The organism is Pseudomonas sp. NFR16, from assembly GCF_900108875.1.
GTDB lineage: Bacteria > Pseudomonadota > Gammaproteobacteria > Pseudomonadales > Pseudomonadaceae > Aquipseudomonas.
The window spans coordinates 122,779-146,275 of the sequence record NZ_FNYJ01000008.1; the positions used below are offsets into that span (position 1 = coordinate 122,779).

20 protein-coding genes are annotated in these 23,497 nt (G+C 61.1%); 6 read left to right on the top strand and 14 right to left on the bottom strand.

The features are described 5' to 3' along the window. Window positions 1–39 precede the first annotated feature (39 nt). The 5 genes from BMZ10_RS25660 to leuS all read right to left on the bottom strand — a co-directional run bounded on the left by BMZ10_RS25660 (window position 40) and on the right by leuS (window position 6,202). On the bottom strand, window positions 40–1,377 hold the full coding sequence (locus BMZ10_RS25660) for a lytic murein transglycosylase (protein WP_093469098.1): 1,338 nt from the start codon (window positions 1,375–1,377) through the stop codon (window positions 40–42). Between the two features lie 87 nt (window positions 1,378–1,464). Next, window positions 1,465–1,623: an alternative ribosome rescue factor ArfA gene (gene arfA / locus BMZ10_RS25665; RefSeq protein WP_093469101.1), complete on the bottom strand. Its 159-nt coding sequence runs from the start codon at window positions 1,621–1,623 to the stop codon at window positions 1,465–1,467. A 197-nt stretch (window positions 1,624–1,820) separates the two neighbouring features. Continuing rightward, a complete protein-coding gene (gene holA / locus BMZ10_RS25670) occupies window positions 1,821–2,858 on the bottom strand; it encodes a DNA polymerase III subunit delta (RefSeq protein WP_093469104.1) in 1,038 nt (345 codons plus the stop codon). Window positions 2,859–2,900: 42 nt separating this feature from the next. Beyond that, window positions 2,901–3,506, bottom strand: coding sequence for an LPS-assembly lipoprotein LptE (gene lptE, locus BMZ10_RS25675; RefSeq protein WP_093469106.1), 606 nt, complete (start codon window positions 3,504–3,506; stop codon window positions 2,901–2,903). Between the two features lie 89 nt (window positions 3,507–3,595). Continuing rightward, on the bottom strand, window positions 3,596–6,202 hold the full coding sequence (gene leuS, locus BMZ10_RS25680; RefSeq protein ID WP_093469109.1) for a leucine--tRNA ligase: 2,607 nt from the start codon (window positions 6,200–6,202) through the stop codon (window positions 3,596–3,598). Window positions 6,203–6,501: 299 nt separating this feature from the next. Between leuS and BMZ10_RS25685 the strand changes: the two genes are divergently transcribed. Next, window positions 6,502–6,885 carry a hypothetical protein gene (locus BMZ10_RS25685; protein WP_093469112.1) on the top strand — a complete coding sequence of 128 codons (384 nt, stop codon included), beginning with the start codon at window positions 6,502–6,504 and terminating at the stop codon, window positions 6,883–6,885. An 85-nt stretch (window positions 6,886–6,970) separates the two neighbouring features. Then, complete coding sequence (locus tag BMZ10_RS25690) at window positions 6,971–7,732, top strand: YdcF family protein (protein ID WP_093469115.1); 762 nt, start codon at window positions 6,971–6,973, stop codon at window positions 7,730–7,732. A gap of 190 nt (window positions 7,733–7,922) precedes the next feature. Here the strand turns inward: BMZ10_RS25690 and lnt are convergent, their stop codons facing one another. From lnt to miaB, 5 genes are all read right to left on the bottom strand, one after another. Beyond that, entirely contained in the window at window positions 7,923–9,443 is a 1,521-nt protein-coding gene (lnt, locus tag BMZ10_RS25695) for an apolipoprotein N-acyltransferase (protein WP_093469118.1), read from the bottom strand. Between the two features lie 26 nt (window positions 9,444–9,469). After that, the gene (locus BMZ10_RS25700) at window positions 9,470–10,312 is read right to left on the bottom strand and encodes an HlyC/CorC family transporter (protein ID WP_093469121.1); all 843 of its coding nucleotides are present in this window, start codon (window positions 10,310–10,312) and stop codon (window positions 9,470–9,472) included. A 5-nt stretch (window positions 10,313–10,317) separates the two neighbouring features. Further along, window positions 10,318–10,818, bottom strand: a complete 501-nt coding sequence (ybeY, locus tag BMZ10_RS25705) for an rRNA maturation RNase YbeY (protein WP_093469124.1) — start codon at window positions 10,816–10,818, stop codon at window positions 10,318–10,320. Continuing rightward, window positions 10,811–11,818, bottom strand: a complete 1,008-nt coding sequence (locus tag BMZ10_RS25710) for a PhoH family protein (RefSeq protein WP_093469127.1) — start codon at window positions 11,816–11,818, stop codon at window positions 10,811–10,813. The genes ybeY and BMZ10_RS25710 overlap by 8 nt, the downstream gene beginning before the upstream one ends. 226 nt (window positions 11,819–12,044) lie before the next feature. Next, complete coding sequence (gene miaB, locus BMZ10_RS25715; RefSeq protein ID WP_093469130.1) at window positions 12,045–13,373, bottom strand: tRNA (N6-isopentenyl adenosine(37)-C2)-methylthiotransferase MiaB; 1,329 nt, start codon at window positions 13,371–13,373, stop codon at window positions 12,045–12,047. Between the two features lie 129 nt (window positions 13,374–13,502). On the opposite strand from miaB, the gene BMZ10_RS25720 reads away from it, so the two are divergent. Beyond that, window positions 13,503–13,829 (top strand): DUF1820 family protein, encoded by a 327-nt coding sequence (locus tag BMZ10_RS25720; RefSeq protein WP_062384926.1) that lies wholly within the window; start codon window positions 13,503–13,505, stop codon window positions 13,827–13,829. A 101-nt stretch (window positions 13,830–13,930) separates the two neighbouring features. On the opposite strand, the gene BMZ10_RS25725 is transcribed toward BMZ10_RS25720, so the two are convergent. The 4 genes from BMZ10_RS25725 to BMZ10_RS25740 all read right to left on the bottom strand — a co-directional run bounded on the left by BMZ10_RS25725 (window position 13,931) and on the right by BMZ10_RS25740 (window position 17,685). Then, window positions 13,931–14,494: a tetratricopeptide repeat protein gene (locus BMZ10_RS25725; protein ID WP_093469133.1), complete on the bottom strand. Its 564-nt coding sequence runs from the start codon at window positions 14,492–14,494 to the stop codon at window positions 13,931–13,933. 400 nt (window positions 14,495–14,894) lie between these two features. Next, a complete protein-coding gene (gene hemL / locus BMZ10_RS25730; protein ID WP_093469136.1) occupies window positions 14,895–16,178 on the bottom strand; it encodes a glutamate-1-semialdehyde 2,1-aminomutase in 1,284 nt (427 codons plus the stop codon). 54 nt (window positions 16,179–16,232) lie between these two features. Further along, entirely contained in the window at window positions 16,233–16,859 is a 627-nt protein-coding gene (gene thiE / locus BMZ10_RS25735) for a thiamine phosphate synthase (protein ID WP_093469139.1), read from the bottom strand. A gap of 28 nt (window positions 16,860–16,887) precedes the next feature. Then, entirely contained in the window at window positions 16,888–17,685 is a 798-nt protein-coding gene (locus tag BMZ10_RS25740; RefSeq protein ID WP_093469142.1) for a hydroxymethylpyrimidine/phosphomethylpyrimidine kinase, read from the bottom strand. A 359-nt stretch (window positions 17,686–18,044) separates the two neighbouring features. Here BMZ10_RS25740 and BMZ10_RS25745 point away from each other — a divergent pair, with 359 nt between their 5' ends. The 3 genes from BMZ10_RS25745 (at window position 18,045) to amn (ending at window position 23,492) form a co-directional block, all read left to right on the top strand. Continuing rightward, entirely contained in the window at window positions 18,045–20,003 is a 1,959-nt protein-coding gene (locus tag BMZ10_RS25745; RefSeq protein WP_093469146.1) for a sensor histidine kinase, read from the top strand. Between the two features lie 147 nt (window positions 20,004–20,150). Beyond that, window positions 20,151–21,797, top strand: a complete 1,647-nt coding sequence (locus BMZ10_RS25750; protein ID WP_093469149.1) for an acyl-CoA dehydrogenase family protein — start codon at window positions 20,151–20,153, stop codon at window positions 21,795–21,797. Window positions 21,798–21,995: 198 nt separating this feature from the next. Beyond that, window positions 21,996–23,492 (top strand): AMP nucleosidase, encoded by a 1,497-nt coding sequence (gene amn / locus BMZ10_RS25755; protein ID WP_177182229.1) that lies wholly within the window; start codon window positions 21,996–21,998, stop codon window positions 23,490–23,492. Window positions 23,493–23,497 lie beyond the last annotated feature (5 nt).

Here is a 23,497-nt window from a genome sequence, read left to right on the forward strand (position 1 = left end):
GTTGTATCAATCGCGGGCAAGCGCGCTCCTACAGGGGCTTTACTGCCCACGTAGCTGATTCAGCAGCTCTTGGGTCGGATAGCCATCCGCTGGCCAGCCGAATGACTGCTGTGCGCTGCGAATCGCCTTACGGGTATTCGCGCCAATGATCCCGTCCGGCGCGCCTGCGTCGTACTGACGGGCTGACAGCAGCGTCTGCAGCTCGATACGCTCAGAGCGGCTTAATGGACGGTCGCCACGAGGCCAGTTGCCGGTCACATACCCACCGCCGCTGAAACGCTCGGACAGCAGGCTCACGCCCAGCGCGTAAGACGACGAGTTGTTGTATTTCAGAATTGCCCGGAAATTGTCCATCACCAGAAACGCCGGCCCCTTGTAGCCCGCCGGTAGCAGTAAGGCCGCCTGTTGTTGCTGAAGATAAGCAGGCAGCGTCGAACCGTTCGCGAGCTTCAGACCCATCTGCTGCCATTCGGCAATGGTCTTGCGAGTGGATGCGTCGGCCAGGGCGTAGTCGAAGCCTGGATTGAGTTGAACCTCGAACCCCCACGGCTGGCCCTTTTGCCAGCCGGAGCTTTGCAGGTAGTGCGCCGTCGAGGCGAGCGCATCGGTCGGCGAGTTCCAGATGTCGCGACGGCCGTCGCCATCAAAATCCACTGCGTGCGTGTTATAGGTGGTCGGGATGAATTGCGTCTGTCCCATCGCGCCGGCCCAGGAACCCAGCATGCTTGGCGCGTCGATGTCGCCGTGCTGAATGATCTGCAGAGCGGCGATCAACTGATCCTGTGCGAATTGCGGACGGCGACCCTCATACGCCAGCGTTGCCAGCGAACGGATGACCGACTGTGTGCCCTGGAACTGACCGAAGCTGCTCTCCATGCCCCAGACCGCGACCAAGGCCTGACGATCGACGCCGTAGCGCTGCTCGATGGCTGTCAGCGCGTCTGCATACTGCGCCAGCAGCGCCTGACCCTTGCGCACGCGCACGGCTGACATGGCGCTGTCGAGGTATTCCCACACTGGGCGGGTGAATTCCGGCTGGCTGCGATCAGCCTTCACAACGCTCATGTCAGGCGTGACGCCGGCAAAAGCGTTATCGAACACCTCAGGACGAATGCCCGCGCTCAACGCCTGCGCACGAAACATGCTCTGCCATTCGCTGAAACTCATGGCAGGCTGGATTTCGAAATTGTTGTCGTCCGGCTGCGCCACGGCGTTGGAGGCTGCGGGCACATTTTTGGAGGCTTGTGGCGCGGAAGCGGATTGAAGCGGGGTAGCCACTGCGGCGGTAGGCTGTTCGGCGCAGGCAACCAGTATGAAGAAGCTAGAGGCAGCGATCAGTTGGCGTACAGGCCAACGACGGGGAAAGCTAAAGGGCATTCTGGGGTCCACAGGTATAAACCGTAAGGTGCAGACCTTAACATGCCGGCCCTGTTGGCGGGGACGTCAGTCAGTAACCTGAAGTTTTCAGGCCGCCATAACGGAAGAAGCCTCCCAGTTTTTCGACTGGAAGGCTTCGCGGCGGTAGCTGCCTTTGCCCTTGGTGGGTTGTTCCTGACGGCTGCGGAACAGTGGCTGGGCGATGATGGATTTGGCCTTGTTCGGCCGTCTCTTTGGCTTGCTCATGGCGGATGCTCTCTTGGTGAGGGATGAAACGGGGCAGATCTTGCGTCAGGTCGAGGCCGGGGTCTAATTGATCTGTGCTATCGCCAGGACGCACTCCTTTGCAGGAGCGCGCTTGCCCGCGATTGCGATCGTTCGGATAGCCGGATGTGCCTGGCATACCGATAGGGCAAGCGCGCCTGGAAGGTGGGTCGACAGGCTTATTCCGACGGCAACGCCAGCCGCTGCCCGGCCATCAGCAACGACAACCGGCTCAAGCTGCTCCAGACAGAGCCTTCTGCCTGACCTTTGATCTGCGCATCGATGTGTTGGGCGTCCATCAGCAACTGACCCCAGCGACGGGCTGAGTGCCGCATCAAGGCTTTGCTCATCAACGGTTTGCGCTTGTCCCAGATGGGCGGGCGTGCCTGGCTGAACGCCTTATCCAGTGGCACGCCCTGGCTGTATTGCAGCGCCAGGTTCGCCAGCACGCGCAATTCGCGCGACAACGCCCAGAGAATGACCGGCGGCTCGACGCCCTCGCCGCGCAAGCCTTCGAGCATGCGCAGGGCGTGAGAAGCTTCGCCGTTGAGAATCGCATCAGTCAGGCCGAAGACATCGAAGCGGGCGCTGTCAGCCACGGCCGCCTGAACGGTCTCCACCGTGATCTGGCCCTGTTCGGCCATCAGCTTGAGCTTTTCGATTTCCTGCGCGGCAGCGAGCAAGTTGCCTTCAACCCGCGCGGCGATCAGTTCGATCGCATCCGGGGTTGCAGCGAGTCCTGATTGCGAAAGGCGCTGGCGAATCCACTGCGGCAACTGGCTGGCATCGACCGGCCAGATCTGCACGAACTGGGTTTGCTGGCCTTCAACCAGCGCCTTGCCCCATTTGGTTTTCTGCGCGGCGCCGTCCAGCTTGGGCAGGCTGATCAGCAGCAGCGTGTCTTCCGCCGGGCGGCTGCAGTATTCGAGTAAGGCCGCAGCGCCTTTGTCACCGGGCTTGCCCGACGGCAGGCGCAGTTCCAGCAGGCGCCGCTCAGCGAACAGCGACATGCTCGCGCCCGCCTGCAGCAGCGTGCCCCAATCGAAGCTCGAATCGGCGCTGAACACCTGACGCTCGTCGAACCCTTGCTGACGGGCCGCCGCGCGAATGGCATCGCACGCTTCCTGGCATTGCAGCGGGTCATCGCCGCTGACAATGTAGACAGGCGACAATGCGCCCTGAAGGTGTTTGGAGAGTTGGGCGGGGGCGAGTTTCATGGGTCAGAAAAGATCAGGGCCGGCGAACCGGCCCCGATGCCATCACTTGGTCGGGAATTCGATGGGAGACTGCTGTGGCGTCTCGTCGCGAACCCGCTGGGCAGCCGCTTCGGCGTCGGCTTCGGCGCGAGCGGCAGCGTCGGCCTTGGCTTGCATTTCATCCAGGCCTTCTGGTGTCAGCAATTGAAGACGAGCCAGCATGAGCTGAATCAGATCGCTGCGCATTTCCTGGCGGACCTGATCAGCTTCCTGGTCGGAGCCCACCAGGTTGTTGCCGTCGTGCACGTAGACCTTCTGCACCTGCACGTTGTCGCTGATCAGGACGACGTCCTTGGTGCCACGGATTTCATACTTCAACACGTCGGTCAGCTGGTATTCGGCGGAACGGCCGGCACCGGTGTAGCTGGCACTGCGCGAGCTTTCTTCTTCACGCGCCAGGAACAGCTTGTATTGCGCGCCGGTGTAGACGTGTACGCCACTGCTGGTCAGGGTCTGACGCAACTGAGTGACGAGGTCGCCGTAGGCATCACGCGCGCTGACGTCCAGTTCCTTGATCGACAAGGCGTTGGTGCCGGTACCACGCAGCTGGAAACCGCAGGCGCTCAGCAATACCGCGAGGCCCATTACCAGCAGATTGCGTTTGATCATCTTGTTGCTCCCCTTGAATCCGTTTGAGCCCGAAATCGCGGGCTCTGGAAGTGTGTTCAGCGCCTGTCACCGCCAGGCGCCCGATCCAGTCAGCTGGCGACGATGTTCACCAGCTTGCCAGGCACCACGATTACTTTGCGGATGGTCAGGCCGTCGATGAAGCGCAGGACATTTTCGTTGGTCCGTGCGGCGGCTTCGACGTCCTCGCGGCTGGCGCTGGCGGGCATTTCGATCTGCCCACGCAGCTTGCCGTTGACCTGCACCACCAGTTGCAGCGTGTCCTGCACAAGCGCCGACTCGTCGACGACCGGCCAGCCGGCGTCGATGATCGGATCGGCATGGCCGAGCGCCGTCCACAGTTCGTGGCTGATGTGTGGCGTGATAGGGGCCAGCAGCAGCGCGACGGTCTCCAGACCTTCCTGCAGCAGCGCGCGGTCCTGGGCAGAAGCCTGCGGTGCTTTTTCCAGCACGTTCATCAGGGTCATCACTTGCGCGATGGCGGTGTTGAATTTGTGATGCTGCCCTACGTCCTGACCGGCCTGTTTGATGGCCAGATGGATGGCGCGGCGGATGCCTTTCTGGTCATCGCCCAAGGCGACCTTGTCGAGGGCGCCCGGCAATCCGGCGGTCACATGGGCCTGAGCCAGACGCCACACGCGCTTGAGGAAGCGGTGCGAACCTTCCACGCCCGAGTCGGACCATTCCAGGCTCATGTCTGGCGGCGAAGCAAACATCATGAACAGGCGGCAAGTATCGGCGCCGTATTGATCGATCATCGACTGCGGATCAACACCGTTGTTTTTCGACTTGGCCATCTTCTCGATGCCACCGATTTCGACCGGCTGGCCGTCGGCAATCAGCCTGGCGCCGATGATCTTGGCTTTCGCGTCGCGTTCGAATTCGACGTCGGCCGGGTTGAACCAGGTCTTGCTGCCGTTGGCTTCCAGACGATAGAACGTCTCGGCCACCACCATCCCCTGGGTCAGCAGGTTCTTGAACGGCTCGTTGGACGTAACCAAGCCTTCGTCGCGCATCAGCTTGTGGAAGAAGCGCGCGTACAGCAGGTGAAGAATCGCGTGCTCGATACCGCCGATGTACTGATCGACCGGCAGCCAGTGGTTGGCGGCTTTCGGATCGACCATGCCACCCTCGTAATGAGGCGAGGCGTAACGGGCGAAGTACCAGGACGACTCGACGAAGGTGTCCATCGTGTCGGTTTCACGCTTGGCCGGTGCGCCGCATTTCGGGCAGCTGCATTCGTAGAATTCAGGCATGCGCGCCAGAGGCGAACCCGCGCCGTCGGGCACGACGTCTTCCGGCAGTTTGACCGGCAGCTGGTCTTCCGGAACCGGAACATCGCCGCACGCGTCGCAGTGAATGATCGGGATCGGGCAGCCCCAGTAGCGCTGGCGGCTGATGCCCCAGTCACGCAGACGGAACTGGGTGCGCGATTTGCCGAGCGCCTTCTTGATCAGGGCAGCTTCGATCGCATCGAACGCCCCGGCGAAATCCAGACCGTCGAACTCACCCGAGTTGATCAACTGGCCGTGTTCGCCGTACGCGTCCTGCCAGGGAGCAGGCGTCTGATCGCCAGCGCTGGTGCGCACCACCGGTTTGACCGGCAGGTTGTACTTGGTGGCGAATTCGAAATCGCGCTCGTCGTGAGCCGGGACCGCCATTACCGCACCGTCGCCGTAATGCATCAGCACGTAGTTGGCGACCCAGACCGGCAGTTTTTCGCCAGTCAGCGGGTGCTCGACGAACAGCGAGGTCGGCAGGCCTTTCTTTTCCTGAGTGGCGACGTCGGCTTCGGCGACGCTGCCGCTCTTGCATTCGTGAATGAACGCCTGCAGCTCAGGATCGCTCTGCGCAGCCAGTGTCGCCAGCGGGTGCTCGGCGGCAACGGCAACATAAGTCGCGCCCATCAGTGTGTCCGGACGGGTCGTGAACACTTTCAGCGCACCGGCTTCGCCGATCGACGTCTGATCGTACGGGAACTGCACTTCCATGCCGCGGGATTTGCCGATCCAGTTGCGCTGCATGGTCTTGACCTGTTCTGGCCAGCCCGGCAGCTCATCGAGACTCTCCAGCAGCTCATCCGCGTATGCGGTGATCTTGAAGTAGTACATCGGAATTTCGCGTTTTTCGATCACCGCGCCCGAACGCCAGCCTCGGCCGTCGATGACCTGCTCGTTGGCCAGGACGGTCTGGTCGACCGGGTCCCAGTTAACGGTGCCGTTCTTGCGGTAGATCACGCCTTTCTCGAACAGGCGAGTGAACAGCCACTGTTCCCAGCGATAGTAATCCGGCTTGCAGGTGGTGACTTCGCGCGACCAGTCGATCGCCAGACCCAGGCTCTTGAGCTGGTTCTTCATGTAGGCGATGTTTTCGTAGGTCCATTTGGCCGGGGCGACGTTGTTTTTCATCGCCGCGTTTTCTGCAGGCATCCCGAATGCGTCCCAGCCCATTGGCTGCAGTACGTTTTTGCCCTGCATGCGCTGGTAGCGGGCAATCACGTCGCCGATGGTGTAGTTGCGCACGTGACCCATGTGTAGCTTGCCGCTAGGGTAAGGAAACATCGACAGGCAGTAGTAGGTGTCCTTGCCTGGCTGTTCACTGACTTCAAAAGACTTTTGCTCTTCCCAGAAGGTCTGGGCGGCGGCTTCGATTTCACGGGGCTGATAGAGTTCGTGCATGGCTACTTTTGACTAGAGATTGGTGACCCTTGACCTCTTCTCGGCGTTCCCGGATCGGTTGGGCATCGCGTGCCGGACTGTGCCGAGGGCATTGCGATGCGTTCGTGCCCGGGTGGGCGGAAGTGGAATTACAGGAAGCGCCGTAGCATACATGAGGGCTGACTATCGAGGGAAACCCTGATTGCTGACTTCGGCCGGTCAGCGCCTTGCAGCCGCCGTTGGTCGCGGCATCGCGCCGGTTTTCGCAGTGCCGCTAAGCTCATTTACGAGGGTATGTTTATCTTCAGTGAGGTGAGCGGATGGCAGAGATGCGGCACCAAGTAAAGAAACCAGATCTGTATGACCGTTTGATTGATCGTCTGGGGCTTGCCCTGGACATGGCGAAAACAGCAGTGCGGCTTCGTAACGAGCATCCCGCTGAACTGGAACTGCGTGGATTGAGTCACGCCGAATTCCAGTTGATCGAGGCATATCTGGATGCTTGTCCGGAAAAGACTGAAGTTGTCTTCAACGAGGATTCAGCGAACATCAAGAAGGGGAGTTCCAATACGTCACGGGAGCCTTCAGAGTCGATGCGTGCGCCGCATCCTCAAGCCAATGTCATCTGGCTCAAGGACCAGCGTCGCGCCAAGGTGTCGGCAAAGTTGAGTCGTTACAGTCACAGCAAACATTTCAAGCGTTAACCTTCGCGGGTTTGATCCCGTCTTACTAAGCGTTGCTGCTTAGCGCTAATACTTTTAGGCTTCGGGCATCTTTGGAGATGCCCTGATGCCCTTCCGTTATTTCATCAAGAACCTGCTGCTGCCTCCCGGTCTTTTTCTGCTGCTGATAGCCTTTGCCTGGTGGCTGAGAAGTCGCCGGCCGAGAACGGCGCGCCTGCTTTTCGTCGTGGGGATTGCCGGGCTGTGGGCGATGAGTCTGCCGATTGTGGTGCAGTGGTCGGCGACGGCCATCGAAAGCATTCCTCCCCTGCAACAAGACCAGTGGGCGACGCTGGCCCAGCGCGCTGACGCGATTGTCGTGCTGGGTTCAGGGCGTGAGCGCAAGGATCCGACCTGGGGCCGCGATATTCCAACAGGCGTGGCGCTTGAGCGGATGCGCTATGCGGCGCGCCTGTCCAAGGCGTCCGGGCTGCCGATCCTCACCACGGGGGGCTTGCATTACGGTGAGCCGCCCAGCGAGGCCGCGATCATGGCGGACTCGCTGCGTGATGACTTCGCCGTGCCGGTGCGCTGGCAGGAAGGAGAGAGCCGCACGACATGGGAAAACGCCAGTATGAGCGCGGCGATCCTGCTGCCGCAGGGCATCAAGCGGGTTGTCGTGGTGACTCAGGCCTGGCATATGCCGCGATCGGTGTGGAGTTTCGAGAAGGCCGGATTCACTGTCGTGCCGGCGCCGGTCGGCTTTTTGAGTGTGGACAACGCCAGGCCGTTTGGCGGTTGGACCCCTGAAGCCAGAGCAGTCTGGCAGAGCGGGCTGCTGTTGAACGAAGCGGCGGGGCTGGCAGGGTACCGGTTGTTTTATCAGTGACCCAGGCCGCAGGCGCCCGACGGGCCCGATCTTGGCCTGACTGTTGGATCGACGGCTCTACCTACCACTTACGCGCCGGTCCCGTAGGACTGGCTTTAGCCGGGAAGGCGTGAGTGGTTCTGCCGCGAAACGGATGACGCACATATTGGCCTCTTCCCGGCTGAAGCCGGTCCTACAGTGTCTCAACCCCTCACACCGCTTTCGCAATCCTGCCGGCGAAGAATGCCCAACCGATCAGCAGCACCGACAGGATGATCAGCGGCCAGGAGCGCCAGTGCAGGTATGGCGTGAGCTGGTGCATCGGGGTCACTTCGCCATACATGATCGCACGCTCGAATTGCGGCACAGTGGTGGTGATCTTTCCGAAAGGATCGATCAGCGCGCTGACGCCGTTATTGGTGGCGCGGATCATCCACCGGCCCGCTTCCAGCGCCCGCATTTGTGCCATCTGTAAATGTTGCAGCGGCCCGATCGAAGTGCCGAACCAAGTGTCATTGCTGACCGTCAGCAACAGGTCGCTCTGCGCCGAAAGCCCTGCAGCGAATTCCGGGTAAACCACTTCGTAGCAGATGAACGGCGCGATCTGATAACCCTTGGCCTGCAACAACGGCTGCTCGGCCGGACCTCGGGCGAAGTCCGACATCGGCAGGTTGAAGAACGTAATCAACCCGCGCAGCAGGTCCTGCAGCGGCACGTACTCACCGAATGGCACCAGTTTCTGCTTCAGGTACGTCCCGTCGCCCTCGCCGGTCACCGTGATCGCGTTGTAATAGCGCCACTCGTTATGGCTGCCTCTCTGACGCAACGGGACGCCGGTGATCATCGCCGATTCCCGGTCTGCGGCAAATTTGCCCATCATCGACAAATAGCCTTCGACCGATTCCTTGAGCACCGGCACGGCGGTTTCCGGCCAGACGATCAGATCGGCTTTTTGCGAGGTGAACGTCATGTCGCGGTACAGCGCCAGCTGGGCGTTCAATGCCGCCGGGTCCCACTTCATGCTCTGTTCGACGTTGCCCTGCATCGCAGCGACTTTCAGTGGCGCCCCGGAAGGTTCGGTCCAGGCGTGATTTTTCAATGCCAGACCGACGACCCATGGCGCCAGCAGCAATACGACGCCGCCTGCGAGGAAGGGCTTGCGCCCCCGCAGCCGTGGCAGGTTGCAGAGCAACGCTGCGGTCAGCGCCAGGCTGAACGAGATCAGCCACATACCGCCCAGCGGCGCCAGACCCTTGAGTGGGCCGTCGAGCTGGCTGTAGCCGGAGTAAAGCCACGGAAAACCGGTCAGGAACCAGCCGCGGAACATTTCTTGGGCAAACCACAGTGCTGCGAAGGCCAGAGCGTCGGCCAGCGGCGCTTCACTGCGCCGGATCCAGCGCGCCCACAGCCAGGCGGGCAGGGCGAAAAAAAACGCCACTGACGCACAGAACAGCACCATGAGGAAGACCGCCAGCCAGACCGGAGCCTCGCCGTACGTGTGAATGCTGACGTAGATCCAGCTGGTGCCGCCGCCGAACAGGCCGAAGCCATAGCTCCAGCCGCGCCACAAGGCCTGGCGGGGTTTGAGGTCGCGCAGACCAAGATAAAAGACCACCAGCGCGACGATCGCCAGTGGCCAGATATCGAACGGCGCCAAAGCCAGGGTGATCAGCGCGCCAGCCACCATGGCCAGCAGGTTACCGGGCCAGCCGGGGCGGGTGATCCAGCGCATTTACATTCCTTATGAGGGATACGACGTTACGAGCGGGAGATCGGACTCAGACGTAGCAGGTGGATGCGACGACTGTCGGCATTGAGGATGCGGAAACGATAGGCGCCGATTTCGGTGATTTCGTTACGCTTGGGAAGATGCCCGAACGCATTCATCACCAGACCGCCGACCGTGTCGAACTCGTCGTCGGAGAACTCACTGTCGAAGAACTCGTTGAAGCTCTCGATCGGCGTCAGTGCCTTGACCAGGAAGTCGCCACTGGGCAGCGGCTTGATGTAGCTGTCTTCCTCGACATCGTGCTCGTCCTCGATATCGCCGACGATCTGCTCCAGCACGTCCTCGATCGTCACCAGACCCGCCACACCGCCGTATTCGTCGATCACGATGGCCATGTGGTTGTGGTTGGCGCGGAATTCACGCAGCAGCACATTCAGACGCTTGGATTCGGGAACGAAGGTCGCCGGACGCAGCAGGTTTTTCACATCGTCCGCGCCACCGTTTTCCTTGAGGATCAGCGGCAACAGGTCCTTGGCCAGCAACACGCCGAGGACATCGTCGTGGCTTTCGCCGATCACCGGATAGCGCGAGTGCGCCGAATCGATGACGGCTGGCAGGAATTCACGAGGACTCTGGCTGGCCTTGATGCTGACCATCTGCGAGCGCGGCACCATGATGTCGCGCACTTGCAGGTCGGCGACCTGGATGGCACCTTCGACAATCGCCAGCGCTTCGCTGTCCAACAGCTTGTTCTGGTGGGCTTCGCGCAGCAGCTCAAGCAGCTCCTGGCGGTTTTTCGGCTCATGGGCAAATGCCTGGGTCAGTTTGCCCAACCATGACTTTTGCCCGTTGCTCGATCGGTCTTCGCTCATAGCCCTTACTCGTGGTCCTTGCCAGGTGTTTCTGAATGGGGGTTGCCGACGATTTCATCGTCAGCGTAGGGATCGGGATAGCCAAGCTCTGCAAGCAACTCTCGTTCCAGCGCTTCCATTTCTTCGGCTTCGTCATCGTCGATGTGATCGTAGCCCAACAAATGCAGGCAGCCATGAATCACCAGATGCGCCCAGTGCGCATCGAGGGTCTTACCTTGCTCGGCGGCTTCGCGGGCGACGACCGGAACACAGATCACCAGATCGCCCAGTAATGGAATATCGAGGAGTTCGTCAGGCACATCGGCCGGGAACGACAACACGTTGGTGGCGTAGTCTTTGTGACGCCACGTGTGGTTCAGCTCCCTGCCTTCGGCTTCATCGACCAGGCGGATGGTCATTTCCGAGTCAGCCGTGCGCTGGCGAAGGCCCATTTCGCACCAGAGGCGGAACTGGGCTTCGCTCGGGGCGCTGGCTTGACTGGCGATTTGCAGGTCCAGCTCAAGCATCGCGGCGGTTGTCCCGGGAGGGTTGCTGGTCGTTGTTCCGCTCTTCGAAGCGCTCGTAGGCTTCGACGATGCGCTGTACCAGTGGATGGCGCACAACGTCCTTGGGCTTGAAGTGGGTGAAGCTGATCCCCGGCACATCCTTGAGCACTTCGATGACGTGAGTCAGGCCGGATTTGGTGCCTTTGGGCAGGTCGATCTGAGTGATGTCACCGGTGATCACGGCGGTGGAGCCGAAGCCGATACGGGTCAGGAACATCTTCATCTGCTCAACGGTGGTGTTCTGGCTTTCGTCCAGAATGATGAAGCTGTTGTTGAGCGTGCGGCCGCGCATGTAGGCCAGCGGCGCAACTTCGATGACCTGCTTCTCGATCAGTTTTGCGACGTATTCGAAGCCAAGCATCTCGTAGAGCGCGTCGTAAAGCGGGCGCAGGTACGGGTCGATCTTCTGTGCCAGATCGCCCGGCAGGAAGCCCAGTTTTTCACCCGCTTCGACTGCCGGACGCACCAGCAGGATGCGGCGAATCTGCTCGCGCTCCAGCGCATCGACTGCCGCAGCCACGGCAAGATAAGTCTTGCCGGTACCGGCCGGGCCGATGCCGAAGTTGATGTCGTTGGCGAGGATTTCCTTGACGTAGCGTTGCTGATTCAGGCCGCGGGGGCGAATCATGCCTTTTTTGGTGCGCAGCGCGACGCCGACTTCGGCGGCAGGGTGGTTATCCAGCTCTTCGACGCCGGACTCCTGCAGGAACAGATGAACCATGTCTGGCGACAGCTCGGTACTTTTGGTTTCCCGGTACAGCCGGCGCAACAGGTTTTCTGCCGAAGTGGTCTGTTTGCGTTCGCCGATCATCTCGAACTGGCCTCCGCGATTGCGGATCTCGATGTCCAGGCGCTGTTCGATCAGGCGCAAATGCTCGTCGAATTGCCCGCACAGATTGGCGAAGCGATGGGCCTCGATAGGTTCAAGGCTGAAACGATGTGGTTCGATAGGTGCGTTCAAAGTGGTTTTTTAGCCGCCCGACGGCAATGAAGGTGAAACGAAGGATAACCCCTGTCGGCAGTGTCCGAAAGGGCTCACTTACTAATGGTTGAGTCAGCAAGCGCTACAACCCCTGTAGGAGTGAGCTTGCTCGCGATTACGTTGTATCAGGCACATCGCCGGTGACCGCGTAAACGCAATCGCGAGCAAGCTCACTCCTACAGAGTCATGCGTGCACCGTAGGACGTTATTGCAACAGCGACCCACGCAGCGAGTGGGGTTGTGCGCTGTCGATGTAGACGTCGGCGAACTGCCCGATCAGCTTGGGATTGTCGCACCGGAAGTTGACGATCCGGTTGTTCTCGGTACGACCCTGCAGCTCGCCGGGGTCTTTCTTCGAGTAGTCGGTCACCAGAATCCGCTGCACCGTGCCCGCCATCCGGCGGCTGATTTCGAAGCCCTGACGATCGATCAGGTTCTGCAACTGCTTGAGCCGCTCCTTTTTCACCTCTTCCGGGGTGTCGTCCACCAGATCGGCGGCAGGTGTGCCTGGGCGCTGGCTGTAAACGAACGAATAGGAGAAGTCCATGCCGACTTCTTCCACCAGTTTCATGGTCTGCAGATGGTCTTTCTCGGTTTCTCCGGGAAAGCCCACGATGAAGTCAGAACTGATGCAGATATCCGGCACGGCGGCACGCAGCTTGCGCAGGCGTGATTTGTATTCCAGCACGGTGTGATTGCGCTTCATTGCCGCAAGAATGCGGTCCGAACCCGATTGCACCGGCAGGTGCAGATGCTTGACCAGCTCCGGGACCTCGGCGTGGGCCTGGATCAGGCTGTCCGAGAACTCAAGCGGGTGTGAGGTGGTGTAGCGAATCCGGTCGATGCCGTCGATTGCGGCAACGACGCGGATCAGCTCAGCCAGATCGGCAAGGCGTCCATCGTGGGTCGTGCCGCGATAGCCGTTGACGTTCTGGCCCAGCAGCGTCACTTCGCGCACGCCGTTCTCGGCAAGGTGGAAAACTTCGGTGATCACGTCGTCGAACGGGCGACTGACTTCTTCGCCGCGGGTGTAAGGCACGACGCAGAACGTGCAGTATTTGCTGCAGCCTTCCATGACCGATACGTAGGCGCTTGGGCCGTCGACGCGAGGCTCTGGCAAGTGATCGAATTTTTCGATTTCCGGGAACGAGACGTCGACCTGCGGCAAACGTGTCACGCGAGCGGCGTCGATCATCTCTGGCAGGCGGTGCAGCGTCTGCGGCCCGAAGACAACGTCGACATACGGCGCGCGATCGCGAATCGCCGCACCTTCCTGACTGGCCACGCAGCCACCGACGGCAATCACCATTTCGGGATTCGCCAGCTTCAGTTCACGCCAGCGGCCAAGCTGGGAGTAGACGCGGTCCTGCGCTCGCTCGCGGATCGAGCAGGTGTTGAGCAGGATGACGTCGGCATCTTCAGCGCGCGCGGTGACTTCCAGTGCTTGATGTTCGCCCAGCAGATCAACCATGCGCGAGCTGTCGTACTCGTTCATCTGGCAGCCGTGGGTTTCGATGTAAAGCTTCTTGGACATGCGGGTTCATCAGGTGATTCGAAGAACCGCGCATTATAGTGAGCCGGGCCTCGGGTTCCTAGCGTTCCCTAACGAGCGGCATGCTATAGTTCGCGCCCTTTTCAAAACACCGATCATTGCCTGCCAGTCATGACCAAACGCGAAGCTCCAATCTACAAGGTGATTTTTCTCAACCAGGGACAGGTGTACGAGATGTACGCCAAGCAGATCTACCAGAGCGATCTGTGGGGGTTTCTGGAAGTGGAGGAATTCGTCTTCGGTGAGCGCACGACCGTTGTGGTTGACCCCAGCGAAGAGAAGCTGAAAGCACAGTTCGATGGCGTGGTGCGCAGTTTTGTGCCGATGCATTCGATTGTGCGCATCGATGAAGTCGAGCGTATGGGCACTGCGAAAATCAGTGAAGCGCGTCAGACTGGCAATGTCATGCCGTTTCCGATGCCGATGCCTGATAAGTAGGTTTCTGACCGGTCAGCGTTCGATGGGAGCGACTATCGTTGCCGAGGCGGCGGCTTGTGTCAGCAAAGCGATCATTCGCAGCGCTTGCTCGGAAATGCCGCTCAGGGCTTCGCGCTATCGGGAAACGGAGCAAAAGGGGTACGCCCTTCGGCCGTCTGCAACTCCAGAAGATACTTACGGAAGATCTGCCCCAGAACTTGAGTGGCAACATCGAGATCTTCTTTCTTCATCTGCCCCGACACTTCGTCAGCCTGATCCAGCGCATCTTCCGAACCATTGACCGCCGCCATCTTCAGCACGATATACGCCTGGATGTTGTTGGCCTGAACGCCTTCGCCACGGAAAAACATCAGACCCAGTTGATACTGCGCCTGAGCGTGGCCCTGTAACGAGGCTTGTTCGAAATAGTTGAGTGCCTGAGTGAGGTCGCGAGGCGCACTTTTGCCATCGTAGTAGAACTGTCCCAACTCATATTGTGCCTGCGCATCCCCGCCCTGAGCCGCCTGCTGGCAGGCCGACAACGCTGCTGGCAGGTTGTCTGGCTGGGTATTGAGGGTGCAACGACCCACCGCTGGGATCAACAACGAGTTGCCACCTGCATTAGCCAGCAGGGGATGAAGAAGCAACAGGCAGCCCAATGCAAGGGTGCGGCCGGTGCGATTCATGGAAGTCGACTTACCTCTGAAAAAGGTGCGGGCATGCCCGTCCAGCTAAACGTGCTGGCTGCGCATTATGAAATAAGCGGGGCCAACCTTACAAAGTCTTTACTGATTTTCTGCTGCACGGGCCTTACAGCGCTGAATTCAGGAGGTTTTGCCGCTGCATAATGACGCTTTCGGGCCGTGGCTGCTCCTGAAAACGCTGGCTGATGGACGTTTGCTGCCGCTACGCGCCAGATCGCGGGACAAGCCACGCTCCTACAAAGCCTCCATTGCCCAGTGTACGGATGCAGCGCAGCTAACACTGTGGTGTAGGAGCGTGGCTTGTCCCGCGATCGGCTGCGCAGCAGTCGTAAAACCAGACGGCGCTGATGCCGGGCGGAATCCGTTCCGCCCGGTCTGCCCGTTATTTCAGCTGAGCGAACGCCTTTTCGGCCGCGTCCAGCGTCAGCTGCAACTCGGCTTCGCCGTGGGCGATCGAGGTGAAGCCCGCTTCGAATGCGCTTGGCGCCAGGTACACGCCGCCTTCGAGCATTGCATGGAAGAAGCGCTTGAAGCGTTCGGCATCGCTGCTCATCACGTCGTGGAAAGTGACGATTTCTTTCGCTTCAGTGAAATAGAGGCCGAACATGCCGCCCGCCTGAGTCGTCACGAACGGAATGCCGGCAGCGTCGGCGCGCTGTTGCAGGCCTTCGAGCATGCGAGTGGTGTAGGCGCTGAGTTCGTCATGGAAACCCTCGCGGCTGATCAGGCGCAGGGTCGTCAGGCCCGCGGCCATCGCCAGCGGGTTGCCGGACAGCGTGCCAGCCTGATACACCGGGCCCAGCGGCGCGATGTGCGACATGATTTCGCGCTTGCCGCCGAAACAGCCGACCGGCATGCCGCCGCCGATGATCTTGCCGAACGTGCTCAAATCCGGCTTGACGCCGTAGTAGGCCTGGGCGCCGCCGAGTGCAACGCGAAAACCGGTCATGACTTCGTCGAAAATCAGCACCACGCCGTGCTTGTCGCATTCTTCACGCAGGCCCTGCAGGAAGCCCGGTGCCGGCGGAACGCAATTCATGTTGCCTGCCACGGGTTCGACGATGATGCACGCCACTTCCTGGCCCACTTCGTCGAGCATCGTCCTGACCGCCTCGATGTCGTTGAATGGCAGGGTCAGCGTGTGTTTGGCGAACGCGGCGGGAACACCCGGCGAGCTTGGTACGCCCAGGGTCAGTGCACCCGAGCCGGCCTTGACCAGCAGGCTGTCGGAGTGACCGTGGTAGCAGCCTTCGAATTTGATGATGCTGTCCCGGCCGGTGAAACCACGGGCCAGACGGATCGCGCTCATGGTCGCTTCGGTGCCGGAACTGACCATGCGCACCATTTCCATCGACGGCACGATCGAGCAGACGAGATCGGCCATCTCGGTTTCCATCGCCGTCGGCGCGCCATACGACAAGCCATGTTCCAGCTGCTTGCGCACGGCATCCAGTACTTCGGGATGGCTGTGGCCGAGAATCATCGGACCCCAGGAACCGACGTAATCCACATAACGCTTGTCGTCTTCGTCGGTGACGTAGGCGCCCGCGGCATGTTTGAAGAACAACGGTGTGCCCCCGACGCTCTTGAACGCGCGAACGGGCGAATTGACGCCGCCGGGAATGTGCTTCTGAGCGTTGGCGAACAGGGTTTCGGAACGGGACATGATGAAGTCTCTGTTTGAGTCGGTAGAAGGAAGCGCAAAACGGCCCGAAATGGGTCAGGCCGGTTTGAACAAATCGTTGAACGCACGCGCGCGGCGAGTGACTTCCTGCGCGGTGTCGGCGCCGAACAGTCCGTGCACCACGGCCAGCAGGTCCGCGCCATGGGCCACCAGCGGGGCGGCGTTTTCCAGCGTGATCCCGCCGATGACGGCGATGGGCAGGGATATACGCTTGCGAGCCTGATCAAGCAGGTCGAGGCTGCACGCCGGCGCGCCCGGCTTGGTGTTGGAATTGAAGAACCGGCCAAACGCAACATAGGTGGCGCCATCGGCCTTGGCTTTCTCGGCCAGTTCGACCTGCGCGTGGCAGGTGGCGCCGACGATCGCCTTATGGCCCAACAGGGCGCGCGCGTCCGGCAGCGAGCCATCGGTCTGGCCCAGATGCACGCCGACACCCAGCCGCGCGGCGACCTCGGCGTCGTCGTTGATGATCAGGCGTGTTTTATAGCGCTCGCACAGCTTGAGCAGTTCCGAGGCTTCACGCAGGCGACGGGTTTCATCGCCGGATTTGTCGCGGTATTGCAGCAACGTCACGCCGCCATCGAGGGCGGCTTCGACGTAAGACAGGAACTTGCCCGCCAACAGCTGGCTGTCAGTGACGGCATACAGGCCACGTAGTTTCATCGAGAGTGCCTCTTGTTCGTGGCGTACGTTACGAGCAGAAATCCAGCGGCAGGCGGCGTGGAACGAACTGGCCCTGGCCCAGCTGTTCCGCATCACGCAGCGTGCGCCAAGTGTAGTCCAGCGCGGTTTGCACGGCGCCGATCAGGTCCTGCCCCAGCGCCAGGCGACCGGCCAGTGCGCTGGCCAGGGTACAACCGGACCCGTGATAACTGCCGGGCAGGCGCTGGCACGTGAAGGTGTGGGTCTTGCCGCCCCGAATGTACAGGCGGTTGTGCACTTGCTGCTCGTCGCCGTGGCCGCCGGTGATCAGCAAATGCTCGCAGAACGGCAGCAGTTTGTGAGCGCACTCATCTGCCGTGCCTTCAGGCAGTTCAGCAAGAATGCGGGCTTCCGGCAGGTTGGGCGTGGCGATGGTCGCCAGTGGCAGCAACCGCTCGCGCATGGCATAACCCACTTCGTCCTTGCCCAGTCGTCCGCCACCGCCGGCCCGCAGCACCGGGTCGCACACCAGAGGCAGGTGTGGATGGGCCTGCAGCAGTTCGACGACGGTATCGACCATTTCAAGCGAACCCAGCATGCCGAGCTTCACGGCCGCCACGGTCGAATCGTTGAGCACGGCGTTGGCCTGAGCCAGCACCCATTCACGATCCAGCACCCGGAAATCGCTGACGTTCACGGTGTCCTGAACGGTCAGAGCGGTGACCGCCGGGGCGGCGTGACACCCTTGCGCGAGCAGGGATTCGATATCTGCCTGCAAGCCGGCGCCGCCACTTGGGTCGTGGCCGGAGAGACAGAGGACAACAGGGCGGGAGCTATAAATATTCATGGTGCGCGAGCTTACCACTAAAGTTTTTGCCGGGCCGCCGGTCGCCGTCAGAATTTTCGCCCCTGCGCCGCCGATGGCTCTGTTTCGGTGTTTTCAGGGAGAATGATGCCGGTCGTCCCGAAAGGCTAACGAAAGCTTGGCGTTGGACGATTAAGATGGTGTCATCTAGCTATCAATCGCCATGTCTCGGCGTTTCATCCGTTCCTGTCAAAAGAGTGAATGCAAGTGCGTTGCCCGTTAAGCCTGCTGGCAGAATTCTCGGTTGTCCCGAGTGTCCAGGGTTTGTCCCGGATCGTGAAGTCGTCCCCCGAAGCGTCGGGGATCAGCCTGACCGCCCTGAATGAAGCGGGCGGTGTTGCATGCGCCTTCTACTGACCCTGTTATGCCTTGTGCTGCCGATGCTGGCGGGCGCCGTCGAGTTCGACGAAACCACGCGCATGCTGTCGTTGGGGCGGGCGACGCAGGTGTTCGAGGACCCGACGGGCGCCGCCACGATCGAAGACGTCTCCTCGCCCGAAGGCGCCGCCCGGTTCCGCCCGCTGGACGCCGGCTCGCTCAATGCCGGGTATTCGCGCTCGACGTATTGGCTCAAGGTGCAACTGACTTATCGTCCGTCCAACCCGGTGGCGTCTGCCGACTGGCTGCTGGAACTGGCGTATCCGCCGATGGACCACGCCGACCTGTACCTGGCGAATGACGAAGCCGCACCGAGCCTGACCTGGCAGACCGGAGACATGCTGCCGTTCTCCAGCCGACAGATAAAACAGAACAACTACCTGTTCGATCTCAACCTGAACGCCAATGAAAGCAAGACCGTCTATCTGCGCGTCTCCAGCCATGGCTCGGTCCAGGCACCGCTCAATCTATGGGCCAGCCACGCTTACATCGAGGAGCAGCCGTCCCGGCTCTATGTGCTGGGAATGATCTACGGCGTGCTGGCGGTGATGCTGATTTACAACCTGTTCATTTACCTCAGCGTGCGCGACACCAGTTACCTTTATTACATCCTCTACATCACGTGTTTCGGCCTGTATCAGGTCTCGGTCAATGGCGCCGGGATTGAGTTTCTCTGGCCGGACAACCCTTGGTGGGCCAACACGTCCACGACCTTTCTGATCGCGGCAGCGATCCTCTTCGCCAGCCAGTTCGCCCGCAAATTTCTGCAGACGCCGACGCTGGGCGGCTGGCTCGATGTGCCCTTGCTGCTGATGATGGCCTGTGCCGCGCTGATCATGACCCTGTCGCTGGCGCTTGATTACGGCATCGCTCTGCGCTTGATCACCGGGCTGGTGTTGTTGTTCACGCCGGTCATTCTGTTGATCGGCATCGTTGTCTGGCTCAAGGGGCGGCGGGTGGCGCGGTACTTTGTCTTCGCCTGGTCAGCCTTCCTCACGGGCGGAGTGATCAATGCGACGATGTTGCTGGGCAGTCTGCCGAACAATTTCTGGACGATGTATGCCAGCCAGATCGGCTCGGTGGTCGAGGTGGCGCTGCTGTCGCTGGCGCTGGCGGACCGCATCAACACCATGCGCGATCGTCAGGCGCAGTTGATGGAGCAGTCGAGCCGGGATCTGGAAAAGCTCAATCAACAGTTGGCAGTCAGCAACCGCTTGAAGGATGAGTTTCTCGCCACGCTGACTCACGAACTGCGCACGCCCATGAATGGCGTCATCGGCTCGCTCGAGCTGATGCAGATGGACGGCGCTCAAGGCGAGATCGAGCTTTACCGCCAGACCGCCGCCGACTCGGCGCAAAACATGATGGGCATCGTCAACGGCATCCTCACCTTGACCGAGCTGCAGGCCGGACGGGTCACGGTGCAGAACGAGGCGTTCAGCCTGCGCCATTTACTGTTTCAACTGCGCAGCACGTTCGAGCCGCTGGCGCGCAGCAAAGCGCTGACCCTGACCATCGAGCTGGATGAAGAATTGCCGGACAGCCTTGAAGGCGACGCGCTCAAGCTGCGGCAGTGTCTGGAGTGTCTGCTGGACAATGCCATCAAGTTCACCAAAACCGGTTCGGTCCGGGTGCGTGTGAACGCTCAGTTCGTCGACAGGCAGCGCACCCGGTTAATCATTGACGTGATCGATACCGGGATTGGTTTCAGCCGCCTGGACGATGAAACGCTGTACGCGAATTTCTTTCAGGTCGATGGCTCGACAACGCGCGAATACGGCGGGCTGGGCATCGGTCTCGCCATTTGCCGACAATTGATCGAGCTGCAGGGCGGGCGCCTGAGTCATCAATCCGAGCTGGGTAACGGCAGTCAGTTCCGGATCAGCCTGGAAATTGAGCGGGCGACAGCGCCAGTGGGGTGAAGGCGCCCCGCAGGCTGTCATCGGGAACGGCGAGCAAGGCAAAAGCGCCGTCATTTAGTCGGCTATGGCACTTTTTTCGTCATCAGGTGCGTGATTCACTGACGGTTGCCCGCGCTCGCTGCGCGTTCAACGGACCGGAGTCGCCTCATGAATCTGCATCAGTTCGCCGAGACCCATGAAGTCACCAACCAGCCGCCTTCGCTCGATGGTGTCAACCTCTACCGGGTCGACCTGCCATTGCAGGAGTGGTCGCGGCGCTTCGGGGCCGGCTGGGCGCAGGCGAAGATCGATGCTTACGGCGCGTTGGCCGGGGGACCGCTCATGGCAGCGGGGTTTCTCGCCAATCAGAACAAACCGGTGTTCGCCAGCCATGACCGGTATGGTCATCGCATCGATCTGGTGGAGTTTCACCCGGCGTATCACCAGTTGATGCAGACAGCCGTCGAGCACGGTCTTCCTTCGCTGCCCTGGACCGATCCGCGCGAAGGTGCGCATGTCGCCCGCGCATCGATGACGTATCTGCACACGCAGGCCGAGGCCGGCAGCGGCTGCCCGTTGACCATGACCTTCGCCAGCGTACCGGCCTTGCGCTTGCAGCCGGAACTGGCCGAGGTCTGGCTGCCCAAGATCCTTGCCACCGAATACGACCCTCGCAACGTCGGCATCGCTCATAAGGCGGGCGCGACGATCGGCATGGCCATGACCGAGAAGCAGGGCGGCTCGGATGTACGCTCCAATACCACGCGCGCCTACCCGGTCGGCCAGCCGGGTCCTGGCCAGGCGTATGAACTGGTGGGCCACAAGTGGTTCTGCTCCGCGCCGATGTGCGACGGGTTTCTCACGCTTGCGCAGACGGACAAGGGGCTGACGTGCTTCCTGTTGCCACGTCATCGGCCGGACGATACGCGTAACGAGTTCTACATTCAGCGGCTGAAAAACAAGCTCGGCAATTGGTCCAACGCGTCCAGCGAGGTGGAGTTCCGCGGCGCCCTGGCATGGATGGTCGGCGAAGAAGGGCGGGGCGTGCCGACGATCATCGAGATGGTCGCCATGACCCGTTTCGACTGCATGAACGGTTCCAGTGCACTGATGCGTCAGGCGCTGACCCAGGCGACGCACCACTGCGCGCACCGCAGCGTGAGCGGCCGTCTGCTCAGCGAGCAGCCACTGATGCAGAACGTGCTGGCCGATCTGGCGCTGGAGAGCGAAGCGGCGCTGGCGCTGACCTTGCGCATGGGCCGTTCCCTTGAACGGCTGGATGATCCTCACGAGGCGCGCTTTGCCCGGCTGGTCACGGCTGTGGGCAAATATTGGATCTGCAAGCGCGCGCCCGCGATGATCAACGAAGCCGCTGAGTGCATGGGCGGCGCGGGGTACGTCGAAGACACCATCCTGCCACGGCTTTACCGGGAAGCCCCGGTCAACTCGACGTGGGAAGGTTCGGGCAACGTGCAGTGCCTGGATGTGCTGCGCGCACTGTCCAAGGAGCCGGGCGTGCTCGATGCGCTGTTTGATGAACTGGGCGACGGTCATGGCGACCAACGACTGGCGGCGCACATCGATCGGCTGAAAGCGGCGTTTCAGGACACCAGCGACATTCAGTATCGCGCCCGGCAACTGACGGAGGATATTGCGGTGGGTTTGCAGGCGAAGCTGCTGCTTGAGGCCGGTCATTCGGCGGTCAGTGACGGTTTTATCGCCGGTCGTATCGAACAGCCGGGGCGGGTGTATGGCGCGCTGCCGCGAGGGGTGAATGTCGAGGCACTGGTGGCCAGATCGTCACCGCAGGTTTAGCTGGGTGGACGCGGTCCCCGCGGGGGCAATCGGGGTTGCAACGGTCGCGAATGCAGTGTGTCTGGCACAGCGAGATCGCCAGGCTTTGCTGCCGGTTCCCGGCAGATCGTCGGCAAGCCAGAGTGCTACGGCCTCCGGCCAGAATCAAAAGCATGATTCGCTAAGCTTGTCGTGCCTTCCCTTGCCGTTGCAGGCAAGATGGTGCCTTGCAAGATCAGAAGGATGCGTATCGTGACCGAAGCTTTTATTGTCGTAGAAACCGCCGAGCAAGCCGTGGACCGGCTTGCCGAGCTGCACGCACGTGCAACCACCGCGCTGAGCCAGGCCCTCAAGCGCTACCTGAAAGACCGCGTTGAGCCCGACGCCGCTGAGCGTCTGCTGTTCCGCTACCCGGAATTGCGCCTGACCTATCACTGCCACGGCGAAGTGCCGCTCACCACCCGCGCTTATGCCAAGGTGCAGTTGCCCGGCACTTACAGCGTCACCGTCACGCACCCGGCCGCATTCCGTAAATACCTGATCGAACAGCTCGTTCCGCTTATGAACGACTTCACCGTCACGGTCGAAGTGGGCGTCAGCGAGCAGAATATTCCCTATCCTTACGTGGTCGAGCAGGGCGACGAACTGGCCGGCACCGGCGTGACCGCCGCCACGCTGGCACGGGTGTTTCCGAGCACTGACCTTTCGGCGGCGACCGATGGCATTGCCGACGGTCTGTACGACTGGGCCAATACCGATCCGCTGCCACTGGCGCTGTTCGATGCTGCACGCGTCGATTTCTCGCTGCGCCGTCTGGTGCATTACACCGGCAGCGACTGGCGTCACGTTCAGCCCTGGATTCTGCTGACCAACTACCACCGCTACGTCGACCAGTTCATCGTTCATGGCCTGGAAAAACTGCGTGACGATCCGCGCTTCGTGAAGATGGTTCTGCCGGGCAACGTTATCGTCGACAAGAGCATGGATCATGGCGAAGCTCAGGCCATCGTTTCCAGTGTGGTCTGGCATCGTTACCAGATGCCTGCCTACCATTTGATCGCCGAAGACGGTCACGGCGTGACCCTGGTGAACATCGGCGTCGGCCCGTCCAACGCCAAGAACATCACCGATCACCTGGCGGTGCTGCGCCCCCATTGCTGGCTGATGATCGGCCACTGCGGCGGACTGCGTCAGTCGCAAACCATCGGCGACTACGTACTGGCCCACGCTTACATGCGCCGCGACGGCATTCTGGACCGGGTGCTGCCGCCAAACATCCCGATTCCGGCCCTCGCTGAGGTGCAGCTGGCGTTGCAGGAGTCAGCCGCGCAGGTGACGGGCGAACGTGGCGACGACCTCAAGAAGCGTCTGCGCACCGGCACTGTGCTGACGTACGACGATCGCAACTGGGAATTGCGCTGGGCACAGGAACGACCGCTCATCAACCTGTCCCGCGCCGTGGCGGTGGACATGGAAAGCGGCACGATCGCGGCCCAGGGCTATCGCCTGCGGGTCCCGTACGGAACGCTGCTTTGCGTTTCCGACAAACCGCTGCACAGCGAAATCAAGCTGCCGGGTTCGGCCAACGCCTTCTATGAGCGCGCCGTCACTCAGCACCTGAAGATCGGCATCGCCGCGCTGGACCTGATGCGCACTCAGCTCAACTCGCTGCACTCGCGCAAACTGCGCAGTTTCGACGAGCCGCCATTCCGCTGATGGTC

Excerpts from the sequence above, each read along its gene's own strand:
- BMZ10_RS25660 (WP_093469098.1), bottom strand. The coding sequence starts at position 1,377 with ATGCCCTTTAGCTTTCCCCGTCGTTGGCCTGTACGCCAACTGATCGCT.
- arfA (WP_093469101.1), bottom strand. The coding sequence starts at position 1,623 with ATGAGCAAGCCAAAGAGACGGCCGAACAAGGCCAAATCCATCATCGCC.
- holA (WP_093469104.1), bottom strand. The coding sequence starts at position 2,858 with ATGAAACTCGCCCCCGCCCAACTCTCCAAACACCTTCAGGGCGCATTG.
- lptE (WP_093469106.1), bottom strand. The coding sequence starts at position 3,506 with ATGATCAAACGCAATCTGCTGGTAATGGGCCTCGCGGTATTGCTGAGC.
- leuS (WP_093469109.1), bottom strand. The coding sequence starts at position 6,202 with ATGCACGAACTCTATCAGCCCCGTGAAATCGAAGCCGCCGCCCAGACC.
- BMZ10_RS25685 (WP_093469112.1), top strand. The coding sequence starts at position 6,502 with ATGGCAGAGATGCGGCACCAAGTAAAGAAACCAGATCTGTATGACCGT.
- BMZ10_RS25690 (WP_093469115.1), top strand. The coding sequence starts at position 6,971 with ATGCCCTTCCGTTATTTCATCAAGAACCTGCTGCTGCCTCCCGGTCTT.
- lnt (WP_093469118.1), bottom strand. The coding sequence starts at position 9,443 with ATGCGCTGGATCACCCGCCCCGGCTGGCCCGGTAACCTGCTGGCCATG.
- BMZ10_RS25700 (WP_093469121.1), bottom strand. The coding sequence starts at position 10,312 with ATGAGCGAAGACCGATCGAGCAACGGGCAAAAGTCATGGTTGGGCAAA.
- ybeY (WP_093469124.1), bottom strand. The coding sequence starts at position 10,818 with ATGCTTGAGCTGGACCTGCAAATCGCCAGTCAAGCCAGCGCCCCGAGC.
- miaB (WP_093469130.1), bottom strand. The coding sequence starts at position 13,373 with ATGTCCAAGAAGCTTTACATCGAAACCCACGGCTGCCAGATGAACGAG.
- BMZ10_RS25720 (WP_062384926.1), top strand. The coding sequence starts at position 13,503 with ATGACCAAACGCGAAGCTCCAATCTACAAGGTGATTTTTCTCAACCAG.
- BMZ10_RS25725 (WP_093469133.1), bottom strand. The coding sequence starts at position 14,494 with ATGAATCGCACCGGCCGCACCCTTGCATTGGGCTGCCTGTTGCTTCTT.
- hemL (WP_093469136.1), bottom strand. The coding sequence starts at position 16,178 with ATGTCCCGTTCCGAAACCCTGTTCGCCAACGCTCAGAAGCACATTCCC.
- thiE (WP_093469139.1), bottom strand. The coding sequence starts at position 16,859 with ATGAAACTACGTGGCCTGTATGCCGTCACTGACAGCCAGCTGTTGGCG.
- BMZ10_RS25740 (WP_093469142.1), bottom strand. The coding sequence starts at position 17,685 with ATGAATATTTATAGCTCCCGCCCTGTTGTCCTCTGTCTCTCCGGCCAC.
- BMZ10_RS25745 (WP_093469146.1), top strand. The coding sequence starts at position 18,045 with ATGCGCCTTCTACTGACCCTGTTATGCCTTGTGCTGCCGATGCTGGCG.
- BMZ10_RS25750 (WP_093469149.1), top strand. The coding sequence starts at position 20,151 with ATGAATCTGCATCAGTTCGCCGAGACCCATGAAGTCACCAACCAGCCG.
- amn (WP_177182229.1), top strand. The coding sequence starts at position 21,996 with ATGGTGCCTTGCAAGATCAGAAGGATGCGTATCGTGACCGAAGCTTTT.